Origin of the sequence: Xanthomonas hyacinthi (genome assembly GCF_009769165.1) — a bacterium.
In the GTDB taxonomy this organism is placed as follows: domain Bacteria; phylum Pseudomonadota; class Gammaproteobacteria; order Xanthomonadales; family Xanthomonadaceae; genus Xanthomonas_A; species Xanthomonas_A hyacinthi.
Map to the genome: position 1 here is coordinate 2608678 of NZ_CP043476.1, position 26004 is coordinate 2634681.

The window sequence follows — 26004 nt, forward strand, 5'->3', positions numbered from 1 at the left end:
CTACACAGCTACGGCCAGCGCGTGGCCGGGGCCACGCTGGCGCCCGGCTGGGGCGAGGACGCGGCGCTGGACCCGGAACGCCTGCTGCAGCAACTGCGTGCACAGGCCGCGCAGCGGCATGGCGTGGACAGCGACGAGATCCGCATCCGCAGCGTCAGCGGCCTGTAGCGCATCGGCGTCGGCATGCGCGCGGCTGCGATCGAACGGCGCAGCGCGGGATGCGCGCGCTGGCCGCACGCCAACGCCCTACGCGAACAGCGCGGCCAGCCGCGCCACCGCCGCTTCGGAGGCGGCGCGGTCGGGCGTGGCGTCGGCATTGCCGAAGTCGCCGTCGGCCTGCGCCTGCACCAGGATGCCGTCGCGGCGCGGCACCACGTTGAGGTTGTGGCCGCGATAGACCAGCCCGTAGCCTACTTCCGGTTGCGGCACCAGCCGCGCGGTCTGTCCGCGCACCGGCACCAGGCTGTCGTCGCCGAGCAGGGCGCGCGCGCCGTAGCCGGTGGCGTTGACCAGGGTCTTCTCGCGCAGCGCGGCGAACTGGCGCGGGCTTGCGAAGTCGCGCGTCTCGATCTCGCCGCCGGCGACGAGGAAATCGTCCAGCAGCAGCCGCGCATAGGCGCTGATGTTGAACACCAGTTGCGTGTAGCGGCGCACGTGCGCCACCGGGAACGGATGCTGGCTTGCCGCCAGCGGCTGCGAATGCGGACCCAGGTCGGCCAGGTACTGCGCTTCCAGCGGCGGGTAGTCGGGTTCGCCGTTGCCGCCATGGCCGCCGGGCTGGTCGAACGGCACATCGGACAGCACGTAGCCGTCGCGCCACTCGATCGGGTCGCCGGGCAGGCCGAGCAGGTTCTGGTACATGCCGAACGAGGTGCGCGCCATCTGTTCCCAGCGCCGCGCGAACTCCGGGGTGGCGTAGGCGCTGGTGCACACCCGCGAATCCGGCGACCACACCCCGGTGGCGAAGGAGGAACGCACTTGCGGCGGCCGCTCCCTGGCGTAGATGCGCACGCGCAACCCGGCGCGTTGCGCGACCAGCGCGGTGGTCAGGCCGATCGCGCCGCAGCCGATCACCGCCAGCTGGGTCTGGCCGGTGGCGCGTGCCAGCTGCGTGGCGATCGCCGCCGCGCCCCACGACAGCGACCAGCCGCTGCCGCCATGGCCGTAGTTGTGGATCACCGTCTTGCGGCCGATGCGCTCGGCCTCGATGCGCGGCCCCTGCGCGCGGAATGGCCGCGTGCACGCGTGCAGCGCGACGATGCGGTCGGCGCTGGCCCGGATCGGCGCCAGCGGTGCCAGCGGCGCGAAGGCGGCCGCGGGGTGCGGGGCCGGCAGGACCGGCAGGCTCGGCGCTGGCGGCGCCAATGCGGCGCCGCGCCGCGCATGCGCGAGCAAGGGAGCGGCGCCGAGCGTGGCCGCGGCCAGCGCGCCGCTGCGCAGGAAGTGTCGTCGGTGCATGCCGGGCTCCTGGTCGTGACCGGCAGAGTCTAAGCGCTCGCGGTCGCCGCGTCGCTGCGCGCTGGCGGCGCGCGCAGCGACCGGGACGGCGCCGGGGCGCGAAGTCGGAACGCGGTGGCGCGCGCGGTCGGCCGCGGAATGCCGCGTTTCGCTCCGCCGATGCGGCGCCTCGTCCGCGCCGGCGCGATTTCGTCGCAACGGGACTGGCGCCCCGCGCCGCCGCGGCTATGCTCGCCGCCATGTCTCCGATCCCCGCCGCCATGTTTTCCAGCGTGTCCCTGATCGTCCGCCTGCTGTGCGCCTGGGCGGCCGCGGTGATCGTCGCCGGCTTCGTCTGGAGCGGCCTGTTCTACAGCATGGAAGAACCGCCCGGCTGGTTCTTCGGCCTGCTGGCGATGCTGCTGGTGCTGTCGGCGCTGGTCGCCGGCATCACCCACCTGCGCCGGGTCTGGCTGATCGCCGGACGGCTGGACAGCGCCACCTTGTCCAGCCGCCAGCGCCGCCAGATCGAGATCCCGCTGGACACCCGCGAGGCGTTCGCGCTGGTCGATGCGGCGGTGCGCGAACTGCCGCGGGTGGAGGAGATCGAGAGCGCCGCCGACAGCCTGCAGGTGCGCGCGAAAGTGCGCCGCATCGATCCGTACAACGGCCGCACGCCGTCGCGCTGGAACCTGGCCGCGCGTTTCGCGGTCAAGCGCAACCAGGTGCTGGCGACGCTGACCCCCGGCGCCGGCACCAGCAGCCTGACCCTGCTGCTGGACCCCGACGCCAGCGCCTGGATCGACCTGTTCGCGGTCGACGAGGGCAGCAACTACGAGAATGCCGAGGCGCTGAGCCGCGCGGTGGCGCGCCGCGTCGCCGAGCTGCGCCGCGACGAACAGGCCGCTGCCAAGCAGGCGGCCACCGAGCAGGAACTGACCGTGGCGCGGCTGAACCTGCTGCACGCGCAGGTCGAACCGCACTTCCTGTACAACACGCTGGCCAGCGCGCAGGTGCTGGCGCGCACCGATCCGCCGCGCGCCGAGCTGATGCTCGGCTATCTGATCCAGTACCTGCGCCGCTCGCTGCCCAGCGCCGAGGACGCGCTGAGTTCGCTCGGCGAAGAGCTGGAACGCACCCAGGCCTACCTGGAGATCCTCAGGATCCGCATGGGCGCGCGCCTGCAGCTGGAGCTGCAGGTGCCGGAGGCGATGAAGCCCCTGGCGCTGCCATCGATGATGCTGCAGACGTTGGTCGAAAACGCGATCAAGCATGGCCTGGAACCCAAGCCCGGCGGCGGCACGGTCTGGATCCTGGCGCGCTCCTTCGACGACCACGCCACCATCACCGTCGCCGACGACGGCCTGGGCTTCAACAGCCAGTCCAGCGGCACCGGCATCGGCCTGAAGAACCTGCGCGAGCGGCTGCGCCTGACCTACGCCGGCGCGGCCACGTTCGCGATCGTGTCCAACTTTCCCAGCGGCGTGGCCGCGACGATCACCTTGCCGTATCCGCCGCCGCCGCCGCCACCCTCGCCGCCGCCGCTGCCGACGGGAGCCGGTCATGGTTGATGCGGTCATCGCCGAAGACGAGGAACTGCTGCGCAGCGCGCTGGTCGCGCTGCTCGGCGAAGTCTGGCCGCAGCTGCGCATCGTCGCCGAGTGCGAGGACGGCGCCAGCGCGCTGGAACGCCTGGCCGAGCACCAGCCGGACGTGGCCTTCCTGGACATCCGCATGCCCGGCCTGAGCGGCATCGAGGTGGCGCGCGCGCTGGGCGAGTTGAGCCCGCGCACCCAGGTGGTGTTCGTCACCGCCTACGACCAGTACGCGATCGACGCGTTCGAGCACGGTGCGGTGGATTACCTGCTCAAGCCGATCGTGCGCGAACGCCTGCAGGCGACCGTGCAGCGGCTGCAGGCGCGTGCCGCGCAAGGGCCGGACGTGGCGGTGCTGGATGCGCTGCTGCAGCGCCTGGGGCAGCGCCCGCCAGCGCCCACCGCGGCGCCGCCGCTGGCCTGGATCACCGCCAACAGCGGCCGCGAGACGCGGCTGATCCTGCTCGACGACGTGGTCTATTTCCAGGCAGACAACAAGTACACCACGGTGCTGACCCGCGACGGCGAGGCCTTGCTGCGCACGCCGCTGCGCGAACTGCTGGACGTGCTCGACCCGGCCGCGTTCCGGCAGATCCACCGCTCCACCATCGTCAACCTCAAAGCGGTGGCCTCGGTGGTCCGCGACGACACCGGCAAGGGCCGGATGAAGCTGCGCCACCGTGACGAAGTGCTGACCGTCAGCCAGCCGTACATGAGTCTGTTCCGCGGCATGTAAGCGCCGCCTCCCGCATCTCCGCACTGCAACAAGGAATTCGCCATGCGTCTGCTCTCCGCGCTGTGGTCGTGTCTGCTCGGCATCGTCGGATGCCAGGGCCACGCCAACTTCGACCTGTCCACCGACGCCCACCGCGAGACGCTGGTGCATGCCAGCGAGCGCGGGGTGGCGGTGATCTTCAGCCGCACCTCCTACCGCGGCGGGCTGGCCACGTTCCGCTGCGTGGACAGCCGCAGCGGGCGCTGCCACTACCGGGTCTACGCCGCCTGCGCGGCGCCGGCCGCGCCCGCCGGCAGCGCTGCGGCGGCCGCGTGCGCGCCACGCCTGCTGCAGGAGTTCGACCTGCGGGTCGGCCAGCGCCGCGAGGTCGGCGGCCTGCCGCGCGACTTCGGCCAGTGCGTCGCGCCCGAGACACCGGCCGCGGCGCAGCCGTGCGCGCAGGGCTGAGCGGCGACAGGTGCAGAGGATGCCCGCCGCAGGACACGGGGAGCGGGGCTTCTGTCCCGACAATGCATCCTTGTCCGTGCGGGCGGCGACGAATCTGTATACGCTCGTGGCGCCATGGGATCGCCGTGGCGACTCCAAGGGAGAGACGCATGTCAGAACAAGAAGAGCGGGCATCGATCAAGGCGCTCGACACCGATGCATTGCTTGCCGCGGCCCATCATCCCGACTATCTGCTGCAGGATCTGGTGGCCATCGCGAATCTGGGCGTGCAGATCGGGCTCACGTTGACGGTGGGGGGCAGCACCATCTCCGGCATGCTGATCGGCGGCAGGGAGTTCATGCAGCGGCTGACGGAATCCATCACGACGGCGGCGCCCGATGAACTGGTGGCGCCGTTGCAGGAACGCTTCCAGCCCTATCGCGAGATCTACGAGCAGAGCGATCTGAAGCCGGCCACCTTCATCCACCTCGCCGATGCGCGGGTCGTCGCAACAGGTGGCGAATTTCCCGTCAACGGCTGTCTGTGGCGGGGACGGATCAGCCAGGTGTCCGGCTTCAGCATCGGCGTGATGTCCAGCGTCGGATGAGCTCCCCGCAGGACCGGACGACCCCGCTTCGGCGGGGTTTTTCGTGGCTTGCCGGCTCCGGCTCCACATCGCCCGCAGCGTGCCTGCTCGCCAGTACGGGTGCCGGCAGGTTCGAGCAGCGTGCAGCAGGCCATGGAGTGGTGAATCGACATGACGACCGCGTGCGCGGTAGTGGCAGCGGCGAACGCGGACAGGTCGCGTTCGAACCGCTGCGGGGCTGGCGTCAACCGCGCCGCGCCGCCTCGATCGCGGCGATGTCGATCCTGGTCATGCCCAGCATCGCGTTGAATGCGCGCTTGGCCGCCGCCGCATCCGGATCCGCGATCGCGGCGCTGAGGGCACGCGGGGTGATCTGCCATGACAGCCCCCACTTGTCCTTGCACCAGCCGCAGGCGCTTTCCTGGCCGCCGTTGCCGACGATCGCGTTCCACAGGCGGTCGGTTTCGGCCTGGTCGTCGGTGGCCACCTGGAACGAGAACGCCTCGCTGTGCTGGAACGCCGGGCCGCCGTTGAGGCCGAGGCACGGGATGCCCAGGACGCTGAACTGGACCGTCAGTACATCGCCCTGCTTGCCTGCGGGATAGTCGCCGGGTGCGCGATGCACGGCCTGCACCGCGCTGTCGGGGAAGGTTTTGGCATAGCACGTTGCGGCCTCCAGCGCGGTGCCGTCGAACCAGAGGCAAATCGTGTTCTTGCTGATCATCTGAACGCTCCTGAGCGGACGCTGCGGTCACGGTGGCTGCGCGGGGACAGCGCTAGCAAACCCTTCACCTGCGATGTGGTGTGTTAGGTCGCACAACCACGGAGCTTCGCATGGAGACCACGCTGATGCCTTGGGTCGCCGGACTGTTCATCCTGTTCATCGGATCGGCCCTTTATCTGATCACCCGGGCGAAGAAGAATCGCGACCGTCCGGCCAAGGATGCGGCCGCGACGAAGGCCGGCGACGATGTGTCGTTGAAGAAGTAGCCATCTGCGACGGCGCAGGCAAGCCCTGCGGCCATCGTCCACGTCCGCAGGGCGCGTTGCCGCCCTGTCCCGGCGCGCCGAGCCGGCGGACGTGGCTGCTGCTACGGTTTCCTGGGGCCTGTCAACGGATGCGGGAAACAGCTGCTAGCCGCGCGCGCCGCGGCTGCCGGGGACCCGCCTGGCTTGGCGTCGCGTTCGCCATCGGGTAAGGCGATGCCGACGCGGCGCCGGCGGTAGGGGCCATCGGGCTGCAGCTGCGTCATGATCAGTTCGGCCACGTCTTCGTAGCTGACGATCAGTTCCGGCAGCTTGGCTTTCATCATCAGCGACAGCGCGATGCCCGGCGCCCAGCGGGTCCAGCGGCCGACCGCGTAGGGCAGTGCGTCGCAGGCTACCCGCAGGTCGCTGCGCGGCATTGCGGTGGCCGAGGCGACCATCGGTCCCGGGCACATCAGCGACCAGTCGGCGTTGCAGCGTTGCAGGCGCCGCCAGTTGACCGCATGCCATCGGTAGATCGAAGGCACGCCCGGCAAGGAGACGCCGATGCGATCGGTGTGCGGGATGTCGAGCAACGCCGCGCCGGCGAGAAACCACATTCGATGCGGCGCAGGCAGCACGCCGGTTGCGACGCTGGCGACGGCGTCCACCAGGGCGGCGAAGCGTTCGCCTTCGGTGACGATGCCGGCCGTGTTGACCAGCGCATCGTGTCCGGCGATCGCGCGGGCGAGCGCGTGGCGGTCGGTCGCGTCGCCTTCGATCACCTGGAACGGCCATGGTTGCGGCGCTCCCCAGGTGGCGGCGAAGCGCGCACGGTCGCGAACCAACACCGTCAACGCATGGCCGTTGGCCAGGCCGCGCGCGATCAGCCGCCGGCCCAGGTTGCCGCCGCCGCCGAGGATGATCACGTTCATGGCTGGAGGCCGCCGATGCCGTCCGTTGCGGTGGCCCTGGCCGCCCTGGCCGTCACGAGAAAATATCCGCCACGTAGCGGCCGTGCTCGCGTTCGATGCGGTCGGCCCAGGCGTCGGCCGCTTCGGCGGTGACGCCCATGCTTTCGCGATAGAGGCGCACGAAGGTGTCGCGCACCGCTGGCGCCATGCGCTCGCCGTCGCCGCAGACGAACACGGTGGCGCCTTGCTGGAACAGCGCCGACACGCGTGCGCGGTCCTGCCACATGCGGTGCTGGACGTAGGCGACGCCGTCCTGCGGCGCTTGCGAGAAGGCGAGGCGGACATCGACCACGCCCATGTCCTGCCAGCGTTGCAATTCCTCCTTGTACAGGTAGTCCACGTCGGGATGGTCGATGCCGAAGAACAACAACGCTTCGCCGACGTCGCGTCCGCCCGCCTTCTGGATCGTGCGTTCCTGCAGGAAGCCATGGAACGGCGCGATGCCGCTGCCGGCGCAGACCAGGATGATCGGCGTGGCCGGGTCCTCCGGCGGGTGGAAGCTCGCCTGCGAAGGCCGCACCGCGACCGACACCAGTGCGCCTTCTTCGAGGCCGGCCAGATAGGTGGAGGCCACGCCGCGGCGTCGCCCCATCCCCGACAGCGCCGGTGCGTCGAGCACGGCCACGGTCAGCGAACACTGCGCCGGGTCGCGCAGCGGCGAGGAGGAAATGGAATATTGCCGCGCGCGCAGGGCGGGAAGCGCGCCGAGAAAGGCGCCCAGCGGCAGCGCGCATGCCGGGAAGCGCTCCAGCAGATCGAGCAGGCTGGTTTTTTTGGCGAGCACCTCGTCCGTGTAGGCCGGCTCGGCGGCCAGCGCCTGCAGCGCGGCGCGATCGGGCGGGCAGCGCGTGGCGGCGGCCAGTTGCGCGACCTGCGCGCGGGTCGCCGGTTGCGCCAGTTCCACATAGTCGGTGAGCACCTGCGCCAGCGCGACGGGATAGCCGCTGGGCAGGCCCGTCGCGGCGCCTGGCCGCTGGCCGATGAGCACCTGGGTGTCGCTGGCGAGGCCGAACCGCCGCAGCACCCGATCGACCTGGGCGGCGGCGTTGCGCGGCAGCACGGCGAGATAATCGCCGGTCCGGTAGCGCATGCCGGCGGGAAGCGCAATTTCGAGGTGGCGCTTGGAACGTGCGAACGGTGCGGACATGGCGACCAACTCGCGGTTGTCGATGATGCGTCCCTGGTCGAGTTCGGTCAGCCGCAACGCGCCAAGCCGTGCGGAGGGGACGATGTCCACCTGCAGCGCATGCGCGGCCTGCTCCGTCGCCGCTTTTCCCAACGCCTGGCCGAGTGCTGGCCACAGCCCCGTGTACCAGGCGTCGAAGCCACCGAAGAAATCGCCGCCGGCATCGGTCTCGCCACGGGGCTTGAAGCGCGCGGCGCCGGCCGCCTCGAACGCGGCATCGACCCGCTTCGGAATCGCCTGATAGGTGCGTGCCCACTGCCGGTTGCCGGAACCGAACACGGCATAGCGCACCTCGGCCAGAGCGCCGGGTGCCAGCGCTTCGATCCAGTCGAGGAAGCGGCGCGCATTGTCCGGCGGCTGGCCTTCGTAGGAGGAGGCGACCACCACCACGGCGGCGTCGCGCGGCAAGCGCCCGGCATAGTCGTCCAGGGCCGCGACGAGCGGCGCGTAGCCCTGTGCCGCCGCGTCGCCGCCAATGCGCTGCGCGAACGCTGCGCACGATCCGGAATTGCCGCCGTGCAGCACCAGCAGCGGCGTCGCCGGCGCCTCGCTGGCCGCTGCCGGTGTTGTCGCCGGCGCCAGGATTCTCTGCGGGGCGCACGCCACTGCGCTACGCCGGCGCAGGGAGAGGTCGTCGCGCCGGCGCGCGCGCAGACGCCATCCTTCCGGCTTCAGCGTCAGCGTTTCCGCCACCTCGAGCTGGTAGTTCGGATCGACCTGGTCCAGGTCGAAGCGCTGCAGGATCATGCTCAGCACGAGCTGCGCCTCCTGCATCGCAAAGCCACGCCCGATACAGGCGCGCGCACCGTTGCCGAACGGTTTCCAGGCGTTGGGCGGGAGTCGCTCGGCCGCTTCGGGCGCGAAGCGCTCCGGCCGGAACGCTTCCGGGTCCTGCCATACCTTCGGGTCGCGGTGCAGGCCGGGAATCAGCACGAGCAAGGTGTCCTGCGGCGTGACCGCATAGCGGCCGGCCAGCGTCGTGGTTTCGCGCGCGGCGACCGCGAAGGCCGGCGCAGTGGGCCACAGCCGCAGGGTTTCCTGCAGGATCTGCTCGATGTAGCGCAGCTTGGCCAGGTCCTCGACCTGCGGCCGCTGCGCGCCCAGCGCGGCGTCCACCGCCTGGCGCGCGTGCGCCATCGCCGCCGGATGGCGCAGCAGCAGATACAGCGCGAACGAGAGCAGGCCGCTGGTCGTCTCGTGGCCGGCGATCAGGAAGGTCACCATCTGATAGCGGATGTTCTCGTCCGATAGCGCTTCGCCGGTCGCCTGGTCGCGTGCGTACAGCATCAGGTTGAGCAAGTCCTCGCGCGAGGCCGCGTCCGGGTCGGCCCTGCGTTCGGCGATCAAGGTGTCGGCGACGCTGCGGATCATCGCCAGGTCGGCCGCGTAGCGGCGCCGGCCGGGCGCCAGCAGGCGATTGGCGATGTCGGGCCGGCGCGCGCGCGCGCCGGCCTCGGCCAACGCGCCGACCATCGCCGCGACGAAGGGGTGCATCTCGTTCTGGTAGAAGCTGTTGAAGCGGTAGTCGAAGGCGCACAACGCGATCGTGTCCAGGGTCAGCCGGGTCATGTTGTCGGCCACGTCGATGACCGCGTCCGGGCCGAACCGCTCCCAGCGCTGCAGCATCTGTTCGGCGATGTCCTGCATGCGCCCGAACATCGCGCGCACGCCGATCGGGCCGAACGCCGGCATCAGCAACCGATGCGCCTTGGCCCAGTTGGGTTCGTCGTTGTAGGCGGTGAACAGGCCATCGCCGCCGAGGTCGCGCAGCGTTTGCAGCGGACGGTGCAACTTCTTCTCGAAGCGGGTTTCGTCGCAGACCTCGTCCACCAGGTCCTGTCCGCTCAGCACGGTCAGCGACAGCGGACCGCTGTTCAGACGAAAGATCGGGCCGTGCACCTTGGCCAGCCGCATCAGGCTCTGCACCGGCGCATCGCCATCGAGATGGTGGAAATTGCCGAGCAGCGGCAGCGAACGCGGTTGCGGGATTGCTTCTGTCATGGGGTGCCTTCCTGGGGAGTGCGCAGCGTGGCGACCGGTGCGCCACCGGTGTCGCGATGCGGGGGATGCAGCAGGGTGGCGAGGACGGTGTCGACCAGCCGCGTCCGCGCTTCGTCGGCTCCGATCTCCGGCGCCAGCCGCGCCAGCAGCTGCGGAAACTCCGGCGGCTGGCTCAGCATGCCGTTCAGCAGCACGAAGAACAGCGCCGGATGCGTCGCCTTCACGATGCCGGCCTCGATCCCGGCAAGGATCAATGCGTGCCCGGCTTGATAGGCGGGGCGCAGCAAGCGTTCGGCGACGACGGCGGCGCGCTCGGGGCGTTCGGAGACCACCCGCGCGACGAAGTCGCGTATCGCCGGATGGGCCTCGTAGAACGCGGCCATGAGCAGGATCGCCTCCGTCAGCCGATCCGGCAGCGTCCGCTCGTCGCGCTCGGTCAGCTGCGCCATGGCCGCAAGTCTGGGGTCCAGGTCCTGGGCGAGCTGGCTCACGCAGGCGTCCCACAAGTCGGCCTTGCTTCCGAAATGCACGCGCACCAGGTTGGGGCTCACTGCCGCGGCGGCGGCGATCGTACGGATGTCGGCGCGATCGAAGCCATGCCGGGCGAAGATGCCGGTCGCTGCCGCGAGCAGCGCCTGGCGACCGTCGGCCTGGTCTTTGGGCGGACGGCCGCGTGGCCGCGGGGGGCGCTTTGCTGTCATACCGGCACCTGTGAATAAATGTTCATGTGTACATTTATGGGCGATTGCCGGTACTTCAAGGCCGGTGTTCAGCGGGCATTTCCAGTGCGCGTCCCTACGCCTGCGCGGTCTCGACAACGCTGCCGTTCGCGTACACGGTCAGCTGGCACGCGCGCGTCCGCTGCCGGCGCGAACACGATGCGCAGGTCGCGTTCCTCGGCGAAGAAGCGCGTCGGCGTTTCGGCACGCAGGGTCACCACGAGTGCGCTGGCGCTGGGCTTCAGGTGATCGCCTTCGACGACGACGCGAATGGCGCCGACGCTTTTGCCGAGAGAGTCGCCGGCGTAGCCGGCCAGGATGTCGGGCGCCAGCGTCAGATGCGTGGCAGGCGCCACGTAGGGCACCGCGCCGTGCGCATAGCTGTAGATGCGGCGCATGCGCCAGTGGCCATCGACCGCTTGCCACAGATTTGGTGAACGCGGCCTGGCCGTCCAGCCGTTCGGGCTTGCCGTCGCGCTGCACGTGGAAGCGGTGCGTGCCCGACAGCAGCGCGAAGCCGCCGGCCAGCGGATGCAACTGCAGGCTGTCGGCGACGGCTTCGCGGCGCAGGCGCATGGCGGACTCCTGCAGCGGGCTCGCGATTGCAGCGCACTTGCGCGCGTGCGGCACGTGCATCAAGTCATGTGCACGAATGGGCCGGCGAGGCCGCCGCGCGGCATCCCGCCACGCATGCGCGAAAGCTGATGGAGGATGCGGATGGAACGCAATCGTCGCATACTGGTTTCCATGCCTGGGGCGGCGAGCAGGGAGCTGTCGGCGGTGCTGAAGCAAGGCGATGCAACATTCGCGCGATCGTTGCACGCTCCGGCCAGCCGGCTGCGCATGGCGGGGAGCCGCCGCATGGCGAGCGCGCGCTGCAGGCAGCGGGCCGTGCGCGCGCAGCCGCTTTCCGCGAGCCGCCGGCGATGATGGCGGCAGCGCAGGGACTGGTGCTGGCCGGCGCGCGGATCGCGGTGGTCGAGGACGACGCCGAACTGCGCGCGATCATCGTCGATGAGCTGGGCCACGAAGGCGCGCAGGCGCTCGGCTTCGGCAGCGCCGAGGCGCTGTACCGGCATCTGCTCGGCCATGCTTGCGATCTGGTGGTGCTGGACGTGGGGCTGCCGGGCGAGGACGGCTATTCGGTGGCGCGCTATCTGCGCCAGATCGCGCCGCAGGCGGGCATCGTGATGCTCACCGGCCGCGGCGCGAACACCGACATGACCCGCGGCCTGACCCAGGGCGCCGACCTGTACCTGGTCAAGCCGCTGGACGTGGAACTGCTGATCGCCGCACTGGCCAACCTGCGCCGGCGCCTGCAGCCTGCCGCGCCGAGCGAGGCGCGGTCGGCGCAGGATTGGCGGCTGAGCGACGACGGCTGGACGCTGTCCTCGCCCACGCAGCGCACGCTGGCGCTGACCGAGGCCGAACGCGGCTTGCTGAAGGCGCTGTTCGCGCAGCGCGGTGCGCCGGTCGATCGCGATACGCTGATCGCGGCGCTCACCGATGCGCCGTGGGATTTCGATCCGCACCGCCTGGAAGTGCTGGTGCATCGGTTGCGCGCGCGCGCAAGCGCGGCCACCGCGGCGGCGCTGCCGCTGCGCGCGGTACGCGGGCAGGGCTATCTGCTGGGCGATAGCGCCTAGGGCGTGTCATCCATCCCCGCGCAGAGCGCGGACCCGGCGCCGCTCGATCGGTAGACAGATCGCCGCGTTTCGCCAGCCATGCCGGCCTCCAGCCTGCCGTCACAGTCCAGCGACGGGCTGCATCGCATTGCTGTTGTGGCATGCGTCTCACTTTGCCTGTGAGCAAGTGACAGCGAACGCGAACTGCTGCTACTGACTGCCTGCGCGTCCCTGCGCAAACTCCGCGCAACCACACCGGCAGGCCCTGCCTGCGCGTTCGGAGTGGGTTCCGATCCCGATCGTCAGCGCGCCCCGCACGGCCTAGGCCTGGGGCGCCGGTTCGTGGGTCCGGCTTGGATGCTTGGGGAGAGAGAGGCTCATGGATCATCTGATGCGCGGCAGCCGTGCGGCTGCCTTGCGGGCGTGGGTGCGTGCTGCCTGCGGACACCACCGGACCACGGCGTTGTCGGGGCGACGCTTGCGGTTGCTGCTGGTCGTGCTGCTGCTGGCCGCGCCTGCGCTGGCCGCGGCGGCGGACCTGCAGATCACCAACCTGTCCGACACCGGCTACGATCCCACGCCGGCCGGGGGCAGCGTCGTCTACAGCGTCACCGTCGAGAACAGCGCCGCCGATACGGTCAACGACGCGGTGGTGATCTTCGACCTGCCCGCCGGTGCGCAGGCGGGGACGCCGCTGCCGTCCTCCTGCAGCGTGGCCGCCGGCAATGCGCAGCGCATCGAATGCCGGGTCGGCACGCTGGTCGGCACGTTCTCTTCCAACGGCGCGCCGGTGACCTTCCAGTTGCCGGTGAGCACGGTCGGCCTGGCCCCGGGCACGATCGAGGTCCGCGGCGCGATCGGCGTGGAGTCCGGCCTGCCCGCCGCGAGTACGCCGATCGCGTCGCTGGCCGATGCCGATGCGTTCTTCGCCAGCGACAGCAACGCGGCCAACAATCGCCGCCTGGAGGCGACCACGCTGGAATCGGCGGGCGACCTGAGCGTGGAGAAGAGCGCCACGCCGAACCCGGTCGTCGCCGGCGCCGAGGTCACCTATACCGTCACCGTGCGCAATGCCGGACCCAGCGCCTCGGCCGGCTTCAACGTGGTCGACACGCTGCCGGCCGCGGTGCAGTACGTGGCCAACAGCTTCAGCGGCAGCGGCTGGACCTTCAACAGCGGCAGCATGACCGCCACCCACGCCGGCGCGCTGGCCAACGGCGGCAGCAGCAGTTTCACCTTCCGCGCCCGCGTCACCGCGGCCAGCGGCAACATCGTCAACAGCGCACGCGTGCAGGCCGGCAGCACGCCCGATCCGCTGCCGGACAACAACACCGGCAGCGTCACCACGACGGTCACCGCCGGCGCCGACCTGGCGCTGAGCAAGAGCGTCACCCCGTCGCCGGCGATCTCCGGGCAGCCGGTCACCTTCAACATCCAGCTGCGCAACCAGGGCCCGAGCGCGGCGGTCAATCCGCGCTTCGTCGACAACCTGCCGACCGGTTTCGTCGTCACCGGCGGCAGCGTGCCGGCCGGCTGGACCTGCACCGACAGCAACGGCAACGCCACCCGCAGCTGCGCGCTGAGCGGCAGCCTGGCGGTCGGCGCGGTGGTCGATTTCACCATCGACAGCACGGTGCCGGCGTCCGGCACCAACAGCAGCGGCGACGTCACCAACAGCGCCACCGCCAGCGCCGATACGCCCGATGCGAACAGCGCCGACAACACCGGCAGCAGCACCTTCACCGTGCTCGCCGACGGCGCCGACCTGTCGCTGCAGAAGACCAAGACCCCGGCGCTGGTGCCGGTGTGGAGCGGGGTCGGCAGCGATCTGGACAGCCGCATGAGCAGCAGCATCGTGGTGCGCAACCTGGGCCCGCGCGCGGCCACCGGCCAGGTGCAGGCGGTGGATACGCTGGCCAGCGGCGAAGAACTGCTGCAGCCGGACGGCAGCGTGGCGCAGCCGGGCGTGGCCTTCGCCAGCGGCGCGTGGACCTGCACGGTGGACCAGGCCTACAGCGGCTCCAGCGTGCAGCACGTGACCTGCGACCTCGGCGCCGGTTCGCTGCCGCTGGCGGTGGGCGCGCAGGCGCCGACGCTGCAGCTGCTGACGCGTGCGCGCAGCTCTTCGGCCAACCTGCTCAACAACGCCTGTACCGGCGGTTCCGGCGGCTCGATCGAGCCGCTGACCGGCAACGGCATCGACCGCGATCCGGAAACCGGCAACGACTGCTCGGGCGCCGGCACGCGCACCACCGACGAGCGCGCCGACCTGTCCATCGCCAAGCAGACCAATGGCGCCGGCGCCGCCGACAACGTGCTGGCGGCCAACCAGGACACGCTCAGCTACACCCTGACCGTGACCAACAACGGCCCGGACGGCAGCACCGGCGTGGTGGTCAACGACACCGTGCCCGGCTTCGTCAGCGGCCGCACCCAGGTCAGCGTGACCAGCACCCCGGCCGGCTGGAACTGCGCCGTCAGCGGCGCCTCGGTGATCTGCCGCTCCGGCAGTACCGCGCTGGGCAACGGCGCCAGCGCGCAGATCGTCATCCAGGTCCAGCGCGCGCTGTTCGACAGCTACAACCAGGCCGCCGGTACCTGCGGCGGCAACGCCATCAGCGGCGCGTTCTGCAACACCGCAGGCGTCGGCATCGATGCGGCCGTGGCCGGCTCGGTGGGCGAACTCAACGGCAACAACAACCAGGCCTCGGACTGGATCCGCATCGCGCGCGTGGCCAACGTGGTCACCAGCGCCAAGACCATTTCCTCGGGCACGCCCGGCCGCGCCGGCGTCAACACCACCTACGTGATGTCCTACATCAACGATGGCCCGTCGGCGGTGCCCGGGGTGATCTTCCGCGACGTGTTCACCCTGCCGGCCAACGATTCCGGCTTCGTGCTGGTGTCCGCGCAGCGCACCGGTGCCGGCACCCAGGCCTGTACCGCCACGGCCGGTGCCGGGGTGACCGTCACCGCCGACGCCGGCGGCACCTCCTACGCCAACCCGACCGGCGCGGCGGCGCAGGTCAGCGTGCAGTGCCCGGCGCTGCCGTCGTTCGCCAACCAGCAGACCGAGAGCCTGCAGGTGGTGATCCGGCCCAACGTCAACACCGGCAACACCGGCCGCCAGTTCGACAACATCGCCGACTTCGTGGTGGACATCGATGGCGACGGCAACGGCGACGCCACCGCCGGCACCGACAGCGACGGCAACACCTACGACTTCAACACCAGCACCAGCGACGACAGCAAGAGCGCGCAGCTGCCGTTCGAGGCCGGCCAGGTCGACCTGATCACCAACAAGGTGGATACCGGTTTCACCGGCGGCGTGGATCCGCTCGGCTACGACGCGAGCAATGCCGCGGCGAACCTGATCACCTACCGCATCACCATCCGCAACAACGGCCCGTCGGTCGCCACCGACGTGCACCTGACCGACACCTTCACTCCGCCGTCCGGGCGCACCGTCACCTTCATCGGCGCCGCGGCCACGCCGGGCGGCACGTTCGATGCGTCCGCCTGCACGGTGACCAGCGGCAGCAACCCCACCGTGGGCGCGGCGCAGGTGCTGGACTGCCTGATGCCCGGCGTTGGTTTCAGCAGCAACGTCGCCGGTGTGGTCGCCTCCGGCCAGACCAGCACGCTGTACCTGCGCTACCGCTACGACACCCCGCCCGGCGCGGCCGGCGATACGGTCAGCAACCTGGCCCGGGCCAGTTCCGCCGAAACCGACAGCAACACCGCCAACAACGGCGCCAGCCAGGAAACCACGATCCGCGCCTCCGCCGATGTGGGCGTGCGCAAGTACGTGGTCACCACCACGCCCGATGCCGATCCGGATGCGGCGCTGCCGGCCAACGCCACCTCGGTGGGCCTGCGCCAGCCGTTCTTCTACGTGATCGATGGCATCAACAACGGCCCCGGCGCGAGCCTGTCGCGCGATCGCAGCGGCAGCAGCCCGCTCAACGGCACCGGCACCGTGGTCGCCGACACGCTGCCGGCCGGGCTGGTGGTCGCCGGCCAGGCGACCTGGCAGAAGAAGGGCCCGCTGCCGGCCGGCGGCGGCGGCGAGGTGCCCAACGGCACCGGCAGCTGCACCCAGGCCTCGGCCACGCTGACCTGCAACCTCGGCGACGTCACCGTCGGCGGCAAGCTGCGCATCGTGGTGCCGGTGCGCTGGGATGCCTATCCGGGCGCGGCGGCGATCAACAACACCGCGACCATCGCCACCGAGCAGGTCGATCGCGTCCCCGCCAACAACACGTCCACCGTGCCGATCCTGGTCACGCGGGCGTCGCTGGCCGGCACCGTGTTCGAGGACCGCGAGCGCGCAGGCGCCGACGGCGGCGTGCGCCAGAACGGCGAACCGGCCATCGCCGGCGTGACCCTCGTGCTGAGCGGCACCGACGCCTACGGCAATGCGGTCAACCGCAGCGCCACCACCGCGGCCGACGGCAGCTACCGCTTCGACGACCTGGCCGCGGCCGGCGCCGGCGGCTACACGCTGACCCAGACCCAGCCCAGCGGCTATCGCAATGGCCCGGTGGATCCGCCGGCCGCCGGCGCCAGCGCGCCGTCGCTGGGCGGCACCTATGCCGCCGGCAGTCCCAACTCCAGTTACGTCGCCATTGCGGTCGGCGCGTCCGATGCGGCCGTGCGCTACGACTTCCCGGAAGTGCGCCGCCCCAGCCTGTCCGGCCGGGTCTACGTGGACCTGAACTTCAACAACGTGCGCGACGGCGGCGATCCGGCGATCGCCGGCGCCAGCGTGGAACTGCTCGATGCCAGCACCGGCGCGGTGCTGGCCACCACCAGCACCGACGGCAATGGCGCCTACCGCTTCGACGACCTGGATCCGACGCTCACCTACAGCGTGCGCGAGCCGCTGCCGAGCGGGCAGTACAGCAACCGCCCCAGCGCGATCAATCCCGGCCAGATCGGCGGCGCGGCGTGCGCGGCCGGCAGCTGCGTGGCCGGCACCGCGGTGGCCGCGCCCGGCGGCCCGGATGCGGCCAGCACCGACCGCATTTCGCAGATCCAGTTGGGCGCCGGCCTGGACGGCACCGAGTTCAACTTCGGCGAGAACCCCAGCGGCAGCGCGATCCAGGGACGGGTGTGGCGCGACGACGACAACGACGGCGTGATCGACCCGGCCGAGACCGGCCTGGCCGACGTGGAGCTGGTGCTGACCGGCAGCGACCAGAACGGCCAGGCGGTCACCCTGACCACCAGGACCGATGCGGCCGGCAACTACAGCTTCATCGGCCTGCTGCCGGGCACCTATACGGTGACCGAGCCGACCCAGCCGACCGGCACCCTCAACGGCAAGACCGTGCCCGGCGACAAGGGCGGCACCGCCACCGGCGTGACCACCACGCCGTCGGCGATCGCCAGCATCGTGCTCGGCGCCAACCAGCAGGGCCAGCACTACGACTTCGGCGAAGTGGCGGCGGCGTCGCTGTCCGGCCGCGTGTACTACGACAACGACGACAACGGCGTGGTCGGCAGCGACGAATCGGGCATCGCCAACGTGCGCGTGGTGCTGACCGGCACCGACGACCTCGGCGCCGCGGTGCAGCTGAGCGTGCAGACCGATGCGCAGGGCAACTACCGCTTCGAGAACCTGCGTCCGGGCACCTACACGGTGACCGAACCGGATCAGCCCGCCGACACCCGCAACGGCGTCACCAGCGCCGGCAGCGTCGGCGGCGCCACGCGCGGCGTGGCGACCCCGCGCGAGACCGTGCCGTCGGCGATTGCCGCGGTGGTGCTGGCCCCGGGGGCGCAGTCGATCGACAACAACTTCGGCGAGATCGCCAACACCCCGGACCTGGTCGTCAGCAAGCTCGCCGACCCGGTCAAGTTCACCGTCAACAACACCGCCAGCTACACGATCAGCGTGCGCAACATCGGCCCGCGTCCGACCGCCGGCACGTACCAGGTGCAGGACCGCCTGCCGCCGGGCGTGACCCTGGCGGCGCTGCCCACCGGCAACGGTTGGAGCTGCACCGGCGCGGTCGGCGCCGACCGTTTCAGCTGCGATGCCAGTACGCTGATCGCGCCCGCACAGACCGCCAGCGATCGCATCCAGGTGCAGGTCGCGGTCGGCGCGGCGGCGGCGACCGGCAATCCGGTCAACAACGCGGTGCTGGTGCAGGGCGGCGGCGAAGATGCCACGCACAGCCCGACCCCGGCCGAACGCGGCGCGTTCGACGGCGACGTGACCCAGTTGCCGGTGTGCGATCCGGCGATCACCCAGAACGCCTGCCGCCTGCCGACGCAGGTGCAGTTGGCGGCCTCGGTGTCCGGCACGGTGTGGTTCGACGGCGGCAGCGAGGAACGCTTGCTCGACGGCGGCGACCAGCGCCTGCAGGGCTGGACCGTGGAGCTGGTGGATCCGGCCAGCGGCCAGGTCGTGCGCAGCACGCTCAGCGCCGCCGACGGCAGCTACCGCATCGGCGACGTGATTCCCGGGCAGAAGTGGAAGCTGCGCTTCCGCCACCCGGTGTCCGGTGCGGTGTGGGGTTGGCCGGTGAGCACGGAGGGCGCCTCCACGGTCGCGCCGTGCGCAGCCGATACCGCCATCGCCAACGGCGGCACCAGCTCGTGCCGGGTCAGCGACGGCGGCAGCAGCGAACTGGAAGTGGTGCTCAAGGCCGGCGAGAACCTGCCGCAGCAGAGCCTGCCGGTGGATCCGTCGGGCGTGGTCTACGACGCGGTGACCCGCGACCCGGTGCCGGGTGCGATCGTCACGCTGACCCCGGTCGGCGTGTGTGCCGGCTACGACCCGGCCACCAGCCTGCTCAACACCGGTAGCGGCGGCTACCGCATCGACGGCAACGCGGTGTCGATGACCGTCGGCAGCGACGGCGCCTACCAGTTCCTGTTCGGTCCGGCGGCGCCGGCACGCTGCGAATTCCAGCTGACGGTGACCCCGCCGGGCGGCTACGTGTTCGTGTCCACGCTGATCCCGGCCGAGCCGCAGGCGCTGTCGCCGCCGGGCGATGCCGGTTCGCGCTACAGCGTGCAGCCCGACGCGCATGCGCCGACCGGTCCGGTCGGTCCCGCCACCCGCTACTTCCTGAGCCTGTTCTCCGGTTCCGGCACCGCCGGCATCGTGCACAACCACATTCCGCTGGATACCGCGGTGGCCACCGGCCTGGCCATCACCAAGACCGGCGACCGCCAGACCGCCGAAGTGGGCGATACCGTGCAATACACCATCACCATCCGCCAGACCGCCGGCAGCCCGCTGCAGACGGTGAACGTGGTCGATCGCCTGCCACGCGGCTTCACCTACATCGAGGGCACCGCGCGCGCCAACGGCGTGGCCGTGGCCGAACCGCTGGGCAAGCCCGGCCCGACGCTGGGCTTCAGCACCGGCCCGCTGCAGGTCGGCCAGCAGATCGCGTTGACCTACCGGGTGCGTATCGGCGTCGGCGCGCAGCAGGGCGACGGCATCAACCGCGCGCAGGCGCACGGCTGCTCGATCGCCGGCGGCTGCATCGATCCGGTCTCGCTGCAGCCGCGTGCCGGGTCGCTGGCGTCCAACCAGGCGCAGTACCGCGTGCGCGTCAGCGGCGGCGTGTTCACCGAGGAGGGCTGCGTGCTCGGCAAGGTGTTCGTGGACTGCAACGTCAACCATGTGCAGGACCGCGAAGAGCTCGGCATTCCCGGCGTGCGCCTGTACTTCGAGGACGGCACCTGGGTGATCAGCGATTCGGAAGGCAAGTACAGCTACTGCGGCCTGCCGCCGCAGAGCCACACGCTGAAGGTCGATGCCAGCACGCTGCCGCTCGGTTCGCGCCTGACCACCAGCAGCAACCGCAACCTCGGCGATGCCGACAGCCTGTTCATCGATCTCAAGAACGGCGAGCTGCATCGCGCCGACTTCATCGAGGGCAGCTGTTCCAACCCGGTGCTCGAGCAGGTCAAGGCGCGCCGCACGCAAGGCGAAGTGCGCGCGCCGGAAACCGAAACCGGCCACGCGCCGCTGCGCTTCAGCAGCAAGCCGCTGCGCGCGCCACCGCAGGGCACCGACACGGCGGCGCAGGCGCCGATCGTCAAGCCACGCGGCACCCCAGCGCCCGATGTCGCCGTTCCTGCGGAGGTGCAGCCATGAGCCGGCCCGTCACGACGCGCCGCCTGCCGCGGCTGACCCTGCTCGCCTGCGCCCTGGCCGCGCTGCCGGCCCTGGCCCAGCAGACGGTCGGCAGCAGCCGCTTCACCCCGGTGCTGGGCGAGGCCGGCACGCTATACCCGCGCACGCCGGGCAGTGCCGATGCCGCCGCGCAGACGCTGGCGCCGCGCGCGGGCACGCTCGACGCGCACGCCGGGCAGGGCATGGACCAGGTGCTGGTGGAGGTCGACCGCGACGGCGCGCCGGCCGATGGCCAGAGCCCGGTGCACGTGACCGTGCGCCTGCTCGACGCCGCCGGCAAGCCGTTGCCGGGCGAACACTTCGCCACCATCGAACACACCGGCGGGCGCATCCTGCTGCCCGGCTCGCGCACCGACGAACTGGGGCCGGGCGCGGCCGATGCCGACAAGGTCACGCCCGGCGTGCAGCTGCCGGTGCGCGACGGCGTGGCCGAGTTCGACCTGCTCGCGCCGGACCAGCCGCAGGACGTGGTGCTGCGGGTCAGCGCCGGCGGCCACAGCGCCGAGGGCACGATCGGCTTCGTGCCGGAAATGCGCGAGATGCTCGCCACCGGCCTGATCGAGGGCGTGGTCAATTTCGGCCGCCGCGACAACAGCGGGCTGATCGCCCCGGTCGACCACGACGACGTGTTCGAACGCGACATCCGCCGCTGGGAAAAGCAGTTCAACAACGGCAAGGCCAATGCCGCCGCGCGCACCGCGTTCTTCGTCAAGGGCCGGATCAAGGGCGACTACCTGCTCACCGCCGCCTACGACTCGGACAAGGACGTGCGCGGCCGCCTGTTGCGCGATATCCAGCCGGAGGAGTTCTATCCGGTGTACGGCGATTCCTCCCTGCGCGGCTTCGACGCGCGCTCGGCCGAGCGCCTGTACGTGCGCGTGGACAACCGCCGCAGCTACCTGCTGTACGGCGATTTCCAGACCGGCGACACGCTGGCCACCGCGACCGGCGTGGGCGCGCGCAGCAGCATGCCGCAGCGCAGCCTCGGCACCTACAACCGCACCGCCACCGGCCTGGGCTGGCACTACGAGAACGCACGCCTGCGCTCCAACGTGTTCGCCATCCAGGACTCGCTGCGCCAGGTGATCGAAGAATTCGCCAGCCAGGGCAGCGGCCCGTACGCATTGCGCAACAACGCGGTGCTGGAAGGCAGCGAGCGGGTGGAAGTGGTCGTGCGCGACCGCAACCAGCCTTCGCGGATCGTCTCGGTGCAGCCGCTGGCGCGGTTGGTGGACTACAGCTTCGAGCCGTTCTCCGGGCGCATCCTGCTCAACCAGTTCCTGGCCACGTTCGACAGCAACCTCAACCCGGTCTCGCTGCGCATCACCTACGAACTTGACCAGGGCACCGAGACGTTCTGGGTGTACGGCGCCGACGGCCAGCTGCGGCTGAGCGATGCGCTGGAAGTGGGTGCGTCGGTGGTCGACGACCGCAACCCGTTCGCGCAGTTCCGCATGGGCAGCGTCAACGCCGGCTACCGCTTCGGTCCCAACACCGCGCTGGTCGCGGAGTTCGCGCGCACCCAGAGCGAGATCAACACCAACTCGATCAACCAGGTCGCCACCCCGGGCCTGCAGGACCTCAGCGGCCGCGTCGAAGGCGATGCGTGGCGGGTGGAGTTCGGCCACGACGGCGACAAGCTCGACGCCAACCTGTTCGCCGCGCGCACCGATCCGGCATTCAACAATGCCGCCTCGCCGCTGTACGGCGGGCGCGGCGAATACAACGCCAAGCTCGCCTACCACCTCACCGAACGCGTGGAGCTGTATGCCGAAGGCCTGCGCAGCGAGGACCGCAATCCGGACGGCGGCAAGCGCGATGCCGGCGGTGCCGGCGTGCGCGTCGGCGCCACCGAAAAGCTCACCCTGGATGTCGGCCTGCGCTCGATCCGCGAGACGGTCGGCGCGTACTCGCCCTGGTCCACCGACACCGGCTACGGCAACAGCGGCGGCCTGACCGGCGGCTTCGCCACCGGCTCCGGCGGCGGCGCGCTCGGCTACGGCCAGCAGCCGCTGGATCCGTTGACCGGGCTGCCGGTGATCGGCTCCAGCAGCGCCGTCACCGGCACCGCCAGCGACCTGCCGATCGGCACCCGGCTGGAATCGGACAGCGCCCGCATCGGCGCCGGCTACCGCGTCGGCGCCAAGCTGTCGCTGGGCGCCGAGTACGAGCAGAGCGTCTCCGGCGAGGACCGCAACCGCATCGCTGCCGGCGTCGACTACCAGGTGCTGGAACGCAGCCGCGTGTACGGCCGCTACGAGAAGCAGACCGGCCTGACCAGCGCCTACGGCATCACCACCGCCGACCGCGAGGCCGATGCGCTGGTGTTCGGCATCGACAGCAGCTACGTGCGCGACACCCAGGCGTTCTCCGAGTACCGCCTGCGCGATGCGATCAGCGGCCGCGACGTGCAGGCCGCCTCCGGCATCCGCAACACCTGGGACGTGCGCGAGGGCCTGCGCCTGAGCAGCTCGGCCGAGCACGTCAAGGTGTACGACGGCAACACCGGCGATGCCACCGGCCTGGCGCTGGCGCTGGACTACGGTGTCAACCCGCTGTGGCGCGGCTCGGTGCGGGTGGAATACCGCATCAGTGGCGACGTCGCCCAGACCGCGACCGACGAGGCGTTCGACACCACCCTGGTGCAGTTCATGCTGGCGCGCAAGCTCAGCCGCGACTGGACCCTGCTCGGCCGCAACTACCTGCTGCGCACCGACTACGCCGCGCGCGGCGACGTGCTGCAGAACCGCTTCCAGTTGGGCGTGGCCTACCGCGATACCGACACCAACCGGATCAACGCGCTGGCCCGCTACGAATACAAGCTGGAGCGCGACGAGAGCGGGCTGACCCTGCTCGACGGGCAGGCGGTGGACGGCAGCAGCCAGGACATCCGCAGCCGCGCGCACATCGTCTCCACCCATGCCGACTGGCATCCGTCGCGGCCGTGGTGGCTGACCGGGCGCGTGGCCGGCAAGTGGCAGCAGGACCGCTTCGCCTATGCCGACGGCGGCCGCGTGGACAGCCGTTTCCATGCGGTGCTGGTGTCCGCCCGCGTCGTCTACGACATCACCGAGAACTGGGACATCGGCGTGCTCGGCTCCACCTTCCGCGGCCAGAGCGGTTCCAACCAGTACGCCTACGGCCTGGAAGTGGGCCGGCTGCTGCGCCAGAACCTGTGGCTGTCGGCCGGCTACAACTGGTCCGGCTACGCGGGCGACCGCGACCTGTCCGGCTACGAGTACACCCAGCAGGGCGTGTTCCTGCGCCTGCGCTTCAAATTCGACGAAGACCTGTTCCGCCGGGATCCGGTCCGCTACCGCGACCCGGCGCGCTGAGGAATCCATGATGACCACGACCCACTCCCGTTTCGTCCTGTCCCGCGCCGTCGTTGCCGCCTTGCTGTTCGGCGCCTGCGCCGCCGGCAACGCGCAGACCCGGTTGCTGCCGCAGCAGCAGCGCATCAGCGACGAAGCCATCGCCGCCGACCTGCACGGCTACCAGTCGGTGCAGGACCGCATCCAGGCGCTCAACGACGGCGGCCGCCCGCTGCGCGACTACGCCTTGTCCAAGGCGCAATGCTGGCTCGACGTGTCCTTCCACGAATACACCCGCAACGACCGCAGCGCGTTCCCGCAGGGCGCGCTGAGCGAGTCGGAAAAACTGGTGCAGCTGATGGGGCAACGCGCCGCCTCGATCCCGACCGACACGCCGCTGGTCAACGCCGCCAAGTACCTGCGCGACGACCTGTGGCAGCGCCTGCGCGCGCTGCACGGCAATGCCGGTTTCAGCTGCGCACAGCAGGCGGCGGCCTGCGGCGAGGTCGAGCTGGTGCACGCCGGCAACGAGTTCAACCAGCAGCAATGGCGCCATTCCAAGCCGTACATCCAGATCGCCGAGGACCTGGTCAACGACGCCGAGGCGCTGGCACGGCAATGCGGCGGGCCGGAGCGGCCGGACACGCCGGCGGCGGCGCCGATTCCGCTGGTGGCCAACGTGCTGTTCGAGTTCGACCGCGACGGCTACCAGGACATCCGCACTCACTCGCTGGAAAGCCTGGACCGCGCGCTGGCGCGCATCGCCGAGGAGAAGCTGACCCTGCAGCGGGTGGAACTGGTCGGCCATGCCGACCGCATGGACGGCCGCGGCCACGACGACAACCAGGGCCTGTCCGCGCGCCGCGCGCGCACCGTGCGCGAACTGCTGATCGGCCGCGGCATTCCTGCCGACCGCATCCGCTACGCATACCGCGGCGACAGCCAGCAGGTGCAGCAATGCGCCGGGGTGACCCCGCGCGCGGCGCTGCTGGAATGCCTGTTGCCGAACCGCCGGGTGGAAGTGCGGCTGGTGGTCGCGCGCGGCGAGTGAGCGGCCGCCGCGTTCAAGCCCCTCTCCCCCCGGGAGAGGGGTTGGGGTGAGGGTACGGCGCGCAGCGTCCCGCTGAATTTGGGTGCACGAGGCTTGTGCCCGTACCCTCATCCGCCCCTGCGGGGCACCTTCCCCCGAAAAGGGGGCCATGGTCCCGCAGGGAGAAGGGGGGATTGCTGGCAGCGCTCAAGAATTCCCCAACAGCGCCGCCATCATGGAGAAGCGAAATCGCTTTCGCCGCCCGGATCGGGCCGTCCATGAGGTCACGCGCATGTTGTCCTTGCCACGCTTGCTGGGTCGCCACCTGGCCAAGTTCCTGTCCAAGCCGCGCCGGCGCCGCTCGGAACTGCCGACCAGCCCGCCGCAGCTGCTGCAGGCGGCGCTGCGCAAGGGCGATGTGCTGCTGGTGGAGGGCAACAGCCGCTTCTCCACCGCGATCAAGTACCTGAGCCAGTCCACCTGGTCGCATGCGGCGCTGTACATCGGCGACCACCCGGGAGCGGCGGACGGCGAGGCCGCGCCGACCTTCTGCGACGTGGACATCAACGTCGGCGTGCGTCTGGTCGGGCTGAGCGAATTCGCCGGGCTGCATACGCGCATCTGCCGCCCGGTGGGGCTGGGCGCCGACGAGATCGCGGCGGTGGTCGATTACATGGTCAGCCGCATCGGCAACAGCTACGACCTGAAGAACATCGTCGACCTGGCGCGCTACCTGATCCGCACGCCGCCGCTGCCGTCGTCGGTGAAGCGCCGTTTCCTGGAACTGGGCAGCGGCGAGCCGACCAAGGCGATCTGCTCGACGCTGCTGGCGCAAGCCTTCGGTTCGATCCGCTATCCGATCCTGCCGGAGATCGGCAGCGTGCCGGTGGCCGATGCGCAGGATGCGGAAATCCTGCACAACCGCCATCACAGCCTGTATCTGCCGCGCGATTTCGACGTGTCGCCCTATTTCAACGTGGTGAAGCCGCGCCTGCAGTCCGGCTTCGATTTCCATCGGCTGGTGTGGCATGGCACTGCCGACGAAGACGTGGCGCCGCGTCAGCGCGCCGCACGGGTTGCCTGAAAGCGGTTGCGGCCCCGCGCCGCTTCGACTTGAATGCGGGTCTCCGCTGCCGCCGCAACGCACAACCGCCCATCCGATCACCACGTCTTCCGTCCTCGACGCCGCAGGCATCAAGTTCGAAACGGCCGCGGCCGATACCAGCGGACATACATCGCCGGCATCG

18 protein-coding genes and 1 pseudogene are annotated in these 26004 nt (G+C 70.7%); 12 read left to right on the plus strand and 7 right to left on the minus strand.

Going from position 1 to position 26004, the window contains the following annotated elements; all coding sequences use genetic code 11:
- Positions 1–21: 21 nt before the first annotated feature.
- Positions 22–168: a hypothetical protein gene (locus tag FZ025_RS11600; protein ID WP_244292359.1), complete on the plus strand. Its 147-nt coding sequence runs from the start codon at positions 22–24 to the stop codon at positions 166–168.
- A 78-nt stretch (positions 169–246) separates the two neighbouring features.
- Here FZ025_RS11600 and FZ025_RS11605 read toward each other — a convergent pair whose 3' ends face one another.
- A complete protein-coding gene (locus FZ025_RS11605; RefSeq protein ID WP_046981131.1) occupies positions 247–1458 on the minus strand; it encodes an FAD-dependent oxidoreductase in 1212 nt (403 codons plus the stop codon).
- Positions 1459–1718: 260 nt separating this feature from the next.
- Between FZ025_RS11605 and FZ025_RS11610 the strand changes: the two genes are divergently transcribed.
- From FZ025_RS11610 to FZ025_RS11625, 4 genes are all read left to right on the plus strand, one after another.
- Positions 1719–3008, plus strand: a complete 1290-nt coding sequence (locus FZ025_RS11610) for a sensor histidine kinase (protein WP_046981135.1) — start codon at positions 1719–1721, stop codon at positions 3006–3008.
- Positions 3001–3768: a LytR/AlgR family response regulator transcription factor gene (locus FZ025_RS11615; protein ID WP_046981130.1), complete on the plus strand. Its 768-nt coding sequence runs from the start codon at positions 3001–3003 to the stop codon at positions 3766–3768. Before FZ025_RS11610 ends, FZ025_RS11615 begins: the two co-directional genes overlap by 8 nt.
- Positions 3769–3810: 42 nt before the next feature.
- Complete coding sequence (locus FZ025_RS11620; RefSeq protein WP_046981129.1) at positions 3811–4215, plus strand: hypothetical protein; 405 nt, start codon at positions 3811–3813, stop codon at positions 4213–4215.
- A gap of 149 nt (positions 4216–4364) precedes the next feature.
- Positions 4365–4802, plus strand: coding sequence for a hypothetical protein (locus FZ025_RS11625; RefSeq protein WP_046981128.1), 438 nt, complete (start codon positions 4365–4367; stop codon positions 4800–4802).
- A gap of 223 nt (positions 4803–5025) precedes the next feature.
- Here the strand turns inward: FZ025_RS11625 and FZ025_RS11630 are convergent, their stop codons facing one another.
- Positions 5026–5505, minus strand: a complete 480-nt coding sequence (locus FZ025_RS11630; protein ID WP_046981127.1) for a VOC family protein — start codon at positions 5503–5505, stop codon at positions 5026–5028.
- A 110-nt stretch (positions 5506–5615) separates the two neighbouring features.
- On the opposite strand from FZ025_RS11630, the gene FZ025_RS21855 reads away from it, so the two are divergent.
- Positions 5616–5771: a hypothetical protein gene (locus tag FZ025_RS21855; protein ID WP_167523879.1), complete on the plus strand. Its 156-nt coding sequence runs from the start codon at positions 5616–5618 to the stop codon at positions 5769–5771.
- Positions 5772–5872: 101 nt separating this feature from the next.
- Here FZ025_RS21855 and FZ025_RS11635 read toward each other — a convergent pair whose 3' ends face one another.
- The 5 genes and pseudogenes from FZ025_RS11635 to FZ025_RS11650 all read right to left on the minus strand — a co-directional run bounded on the left by FZ025_RS11635 (position 5873) and on the right by FZ025_RS11650 (position 11025).
- Positions 5873–6682 (minus strand): NAD(P)H-binding protein, encoded by an 810-nt coding sequence (locus FZ025_RS11635; protein WP_046981126.1) that lies wholly within the window; start codon positions 6680–6682, stop codon positions 5873–5875.
- Positions 6683–6734: 52 nt separating this feature from the next.
- A complete protein-coding gene (locus FZ025_RS11640) occupies positions 6735–9908 on the minus strand; it encodes a bifunctional cytochrome P450/NADPH--P450 reductase (RefSeq protein ID WP_046981125.1) in 3174 nt (1057 codons plus the stop codon).
- The gene (locus FZ025_RS11645) at positions 9905–10459 is read right to left on the minus strand and encodes a TetR/AcrR family transcriptional regulator (protein ID WP_244292360.1); all 555 of its coding nucleotides are present in this window, start codon (positions 10457–10459) and stop codon (positions 9905–9907) included. Before FZ025_RS11645 ends, FZ025_RS11640 begins: the two co-directional genes overlap by 4 nt.
- Positions 10460–10462: 3 nt before the next feature.
- Positions 10463–10609, minus strand: a pseudogene (locus FZ025_RS22910) (hypothetical protein); the annotation flags it as partial.
- Between the two features lie 68 nt (positions 10610–10677).
- Complete coding sequence (locus tag FZ025_RS11650) at positions 10678–11025, minus strand: hypothetical protein (protein ID WP_244292361.1); 348 nt, start codon at positions 11023–11025, stop codon at positions 10678–10680.
- Here FZ025_RS11650 and FZ025_RS22400 point away from each other — a divergent pair.
- The 6 genes from FZ025_RS22400 to FZ025_RS11680 all read left to right on the plus strand — a co-directional run bounded on the left by FZ025_RS22400 (position 11024) and on the right by FZ025_RS11680 (position 25841).
- Complete coding sequence (locus tag FZ025_RS22400) at positions 11024–11332, plus strand: hypothetical protein (RefSeq protein WP_244292362.1); 309 nt, start codon at positions 11024–11026, stop codon at positions 11330–11332. The two genes, FZ025_RS11650 and FZ025_RS22400, sit on opposite strands and share 2 nt — an antisense overlap.
- A gap of 221 nt (positions 11333–11553) precedes the next feature.
- Complete coding sequence (locus FZ025_RS11660; protein WP_104558500.1) at positions 11554–12273, plus strand: response regulator transcription factor; 720 nt, start codon at positions 11554–11556, stop codon at positions 12271–12273.
- 442 nt (positions 12274–12715) lie between these two features.
- On the plus strand, positions 12716–20374 hold the full coding sequence (locus FZ025_RS11665) for an SdrD B-like domain-containing protein (RefSeq protein WP_158185557.1): 7659 nt from the start codon (positions 12716–12718) through the stop codon (positions 20372–20374).
- Positions 20371–23748, plus strand: a complete 3378-nt coding sequence (locus FZ025_RS11670; RefSeq protein WP_053057392.1) for an Ig-like domain-containing protein — start codon at positions 20371–20373, stop codon at positions 23746–23748. The genes FZ025_RS11665 and FZ025_RS11670 overlap by 4 nt, the downstream gene beginning before the upstream one ends.
- A gap of 10 nt (positions 23749–23758) precedes the next feature.
- Positions 23759–24778 carry an OmpA family protein gene (locus FZ025_RS11675; protein ID WP_053057393.1) on the plus strand — a complete coding sequence of 340 codons (1020 nt, stop codon included), beginning with the start codon at positions 23759–23761 and terminating at the stop codon, positions 24776–24778.
- Positions 24779–25049: 271 nt separating this feature from the next.
- Positions 25050–25841, plus strand: a complete 792-nt coding sequence (locus tag FZ025_RS11680; protein WP_046981533.1) for a C40 family peptidase — start codon at positions 25050–25052, stop codon at positions 25839–25841.
- Positions 25842–26004 lie beyond the last annotated feature (163 nt).

Bases quoted from the DNA above. Each gene is read 5' to 3' on its own strand.
- FZ025_RS11605 (WP_046981131.1), bottom strand. From the start codon at position 1,458: ATGCACCGACGACACTTCCTGCGCAGCGGCGCGCTGGCCGCGGCCACG.
- FZ025_RS11610 (WP_046981135.1), top strand. From the start codon at position 1,719: ATGTTTTCCAGCGTGTCCCTGATCGTCCGCCTGCTGTGCGCCTGGGCG.
- FZ025_RS11615 (WP_046981130.1), top strand. From the start codon at position 3,001: ATGGTTGATGCGGTCATCGCCGAAGACGAGGAACTGCTGCGCAGCGCG.
- FZ025_RS11620 (WP_046981129.1), top strand. From the start codon at position 3,811: ATGCGTCTGCTCTCCGCGCTGTGGTCGTGTCTGCTCGGCATCGTCGGA.
- FZ025_RS11625 (WP_046981128.1), top strand. From the start codon at position 4,365: ATGTCAGAACAAGAAGAGCGGGCATCGATCAAGGCGCTCGACACCGAT.
- FZ025_RS11630 (WP_046981127.1), bottom strand. From the start codon at position 5,505: ATGATCAGCAAGAACACGATTTGCCTCTGGTTCGACGGCACCGCGCTG.
- FZ025_RS21855 (WP_167523879.1), top strand. From the start codon at position 5,616: ATGGAGACCACGCTGATGCCTTGGGTCGCCGGACTGTTCATCCTGTTC.
- FZ025_RS11635 (WP_046981126.1), bottom strand. From the start codon at position 6,682: ATGAACGTGATCATCCTCGGCGGCGGCGGCAACCTGGGCCGGCGGCTG.
- FZ025_RS11640 (WP_046981125.1), bottom strand. From the start codon at position 9,908: ATGACAGAAGCAATCCCGCAACCGCGTTCGCTGCCGCTGCTCGGCAAT.
- FZ025_RS22400 (WP_244292362.1), top strand. From the start codon at position 11,024: ATGCGCCAGTGGCCATCGACCGCTTGCCACAGATTTGGTGAACGCGGC.
- FZ025_RS11650 (WP_244292361.1), bottom strand. From the start codon at position 11,025: ATGCGCCGCATCTACAGCTATGCGCACGGCGCGGTGCCCTACGTGGCG.
- FZ025_RS11660 (WP_104558500.1), top strand. From the start codon at position 11,554: ATGATGGCGGCAGCGCAGGGACTGGTGCTGGCCGGCGCGCGGATCGCG.
- FZ025_RS11670 (WP_053057392.1), top strand. From the start codon at position 20,371: ATGAGCCGGCCCGTCACGACGCGCCGCCTGCCGCGGCTGACCCTGCTC.
- FZ025_RS11675 (WP_053057393.1), top strand. From the start codon at position 23,759: ATGACCACGACCCACTCCCGTTTCGTCCTGTCCCGCGCCGTCGTTGCC.
- FZ025_RS11680 (WP_046981533.1), top strand. From the start codon at position 25,050: ATGTTGTCCTTGCCACGCTTGCTGGGTCGCCACCTGGCCAAGTTCCTG.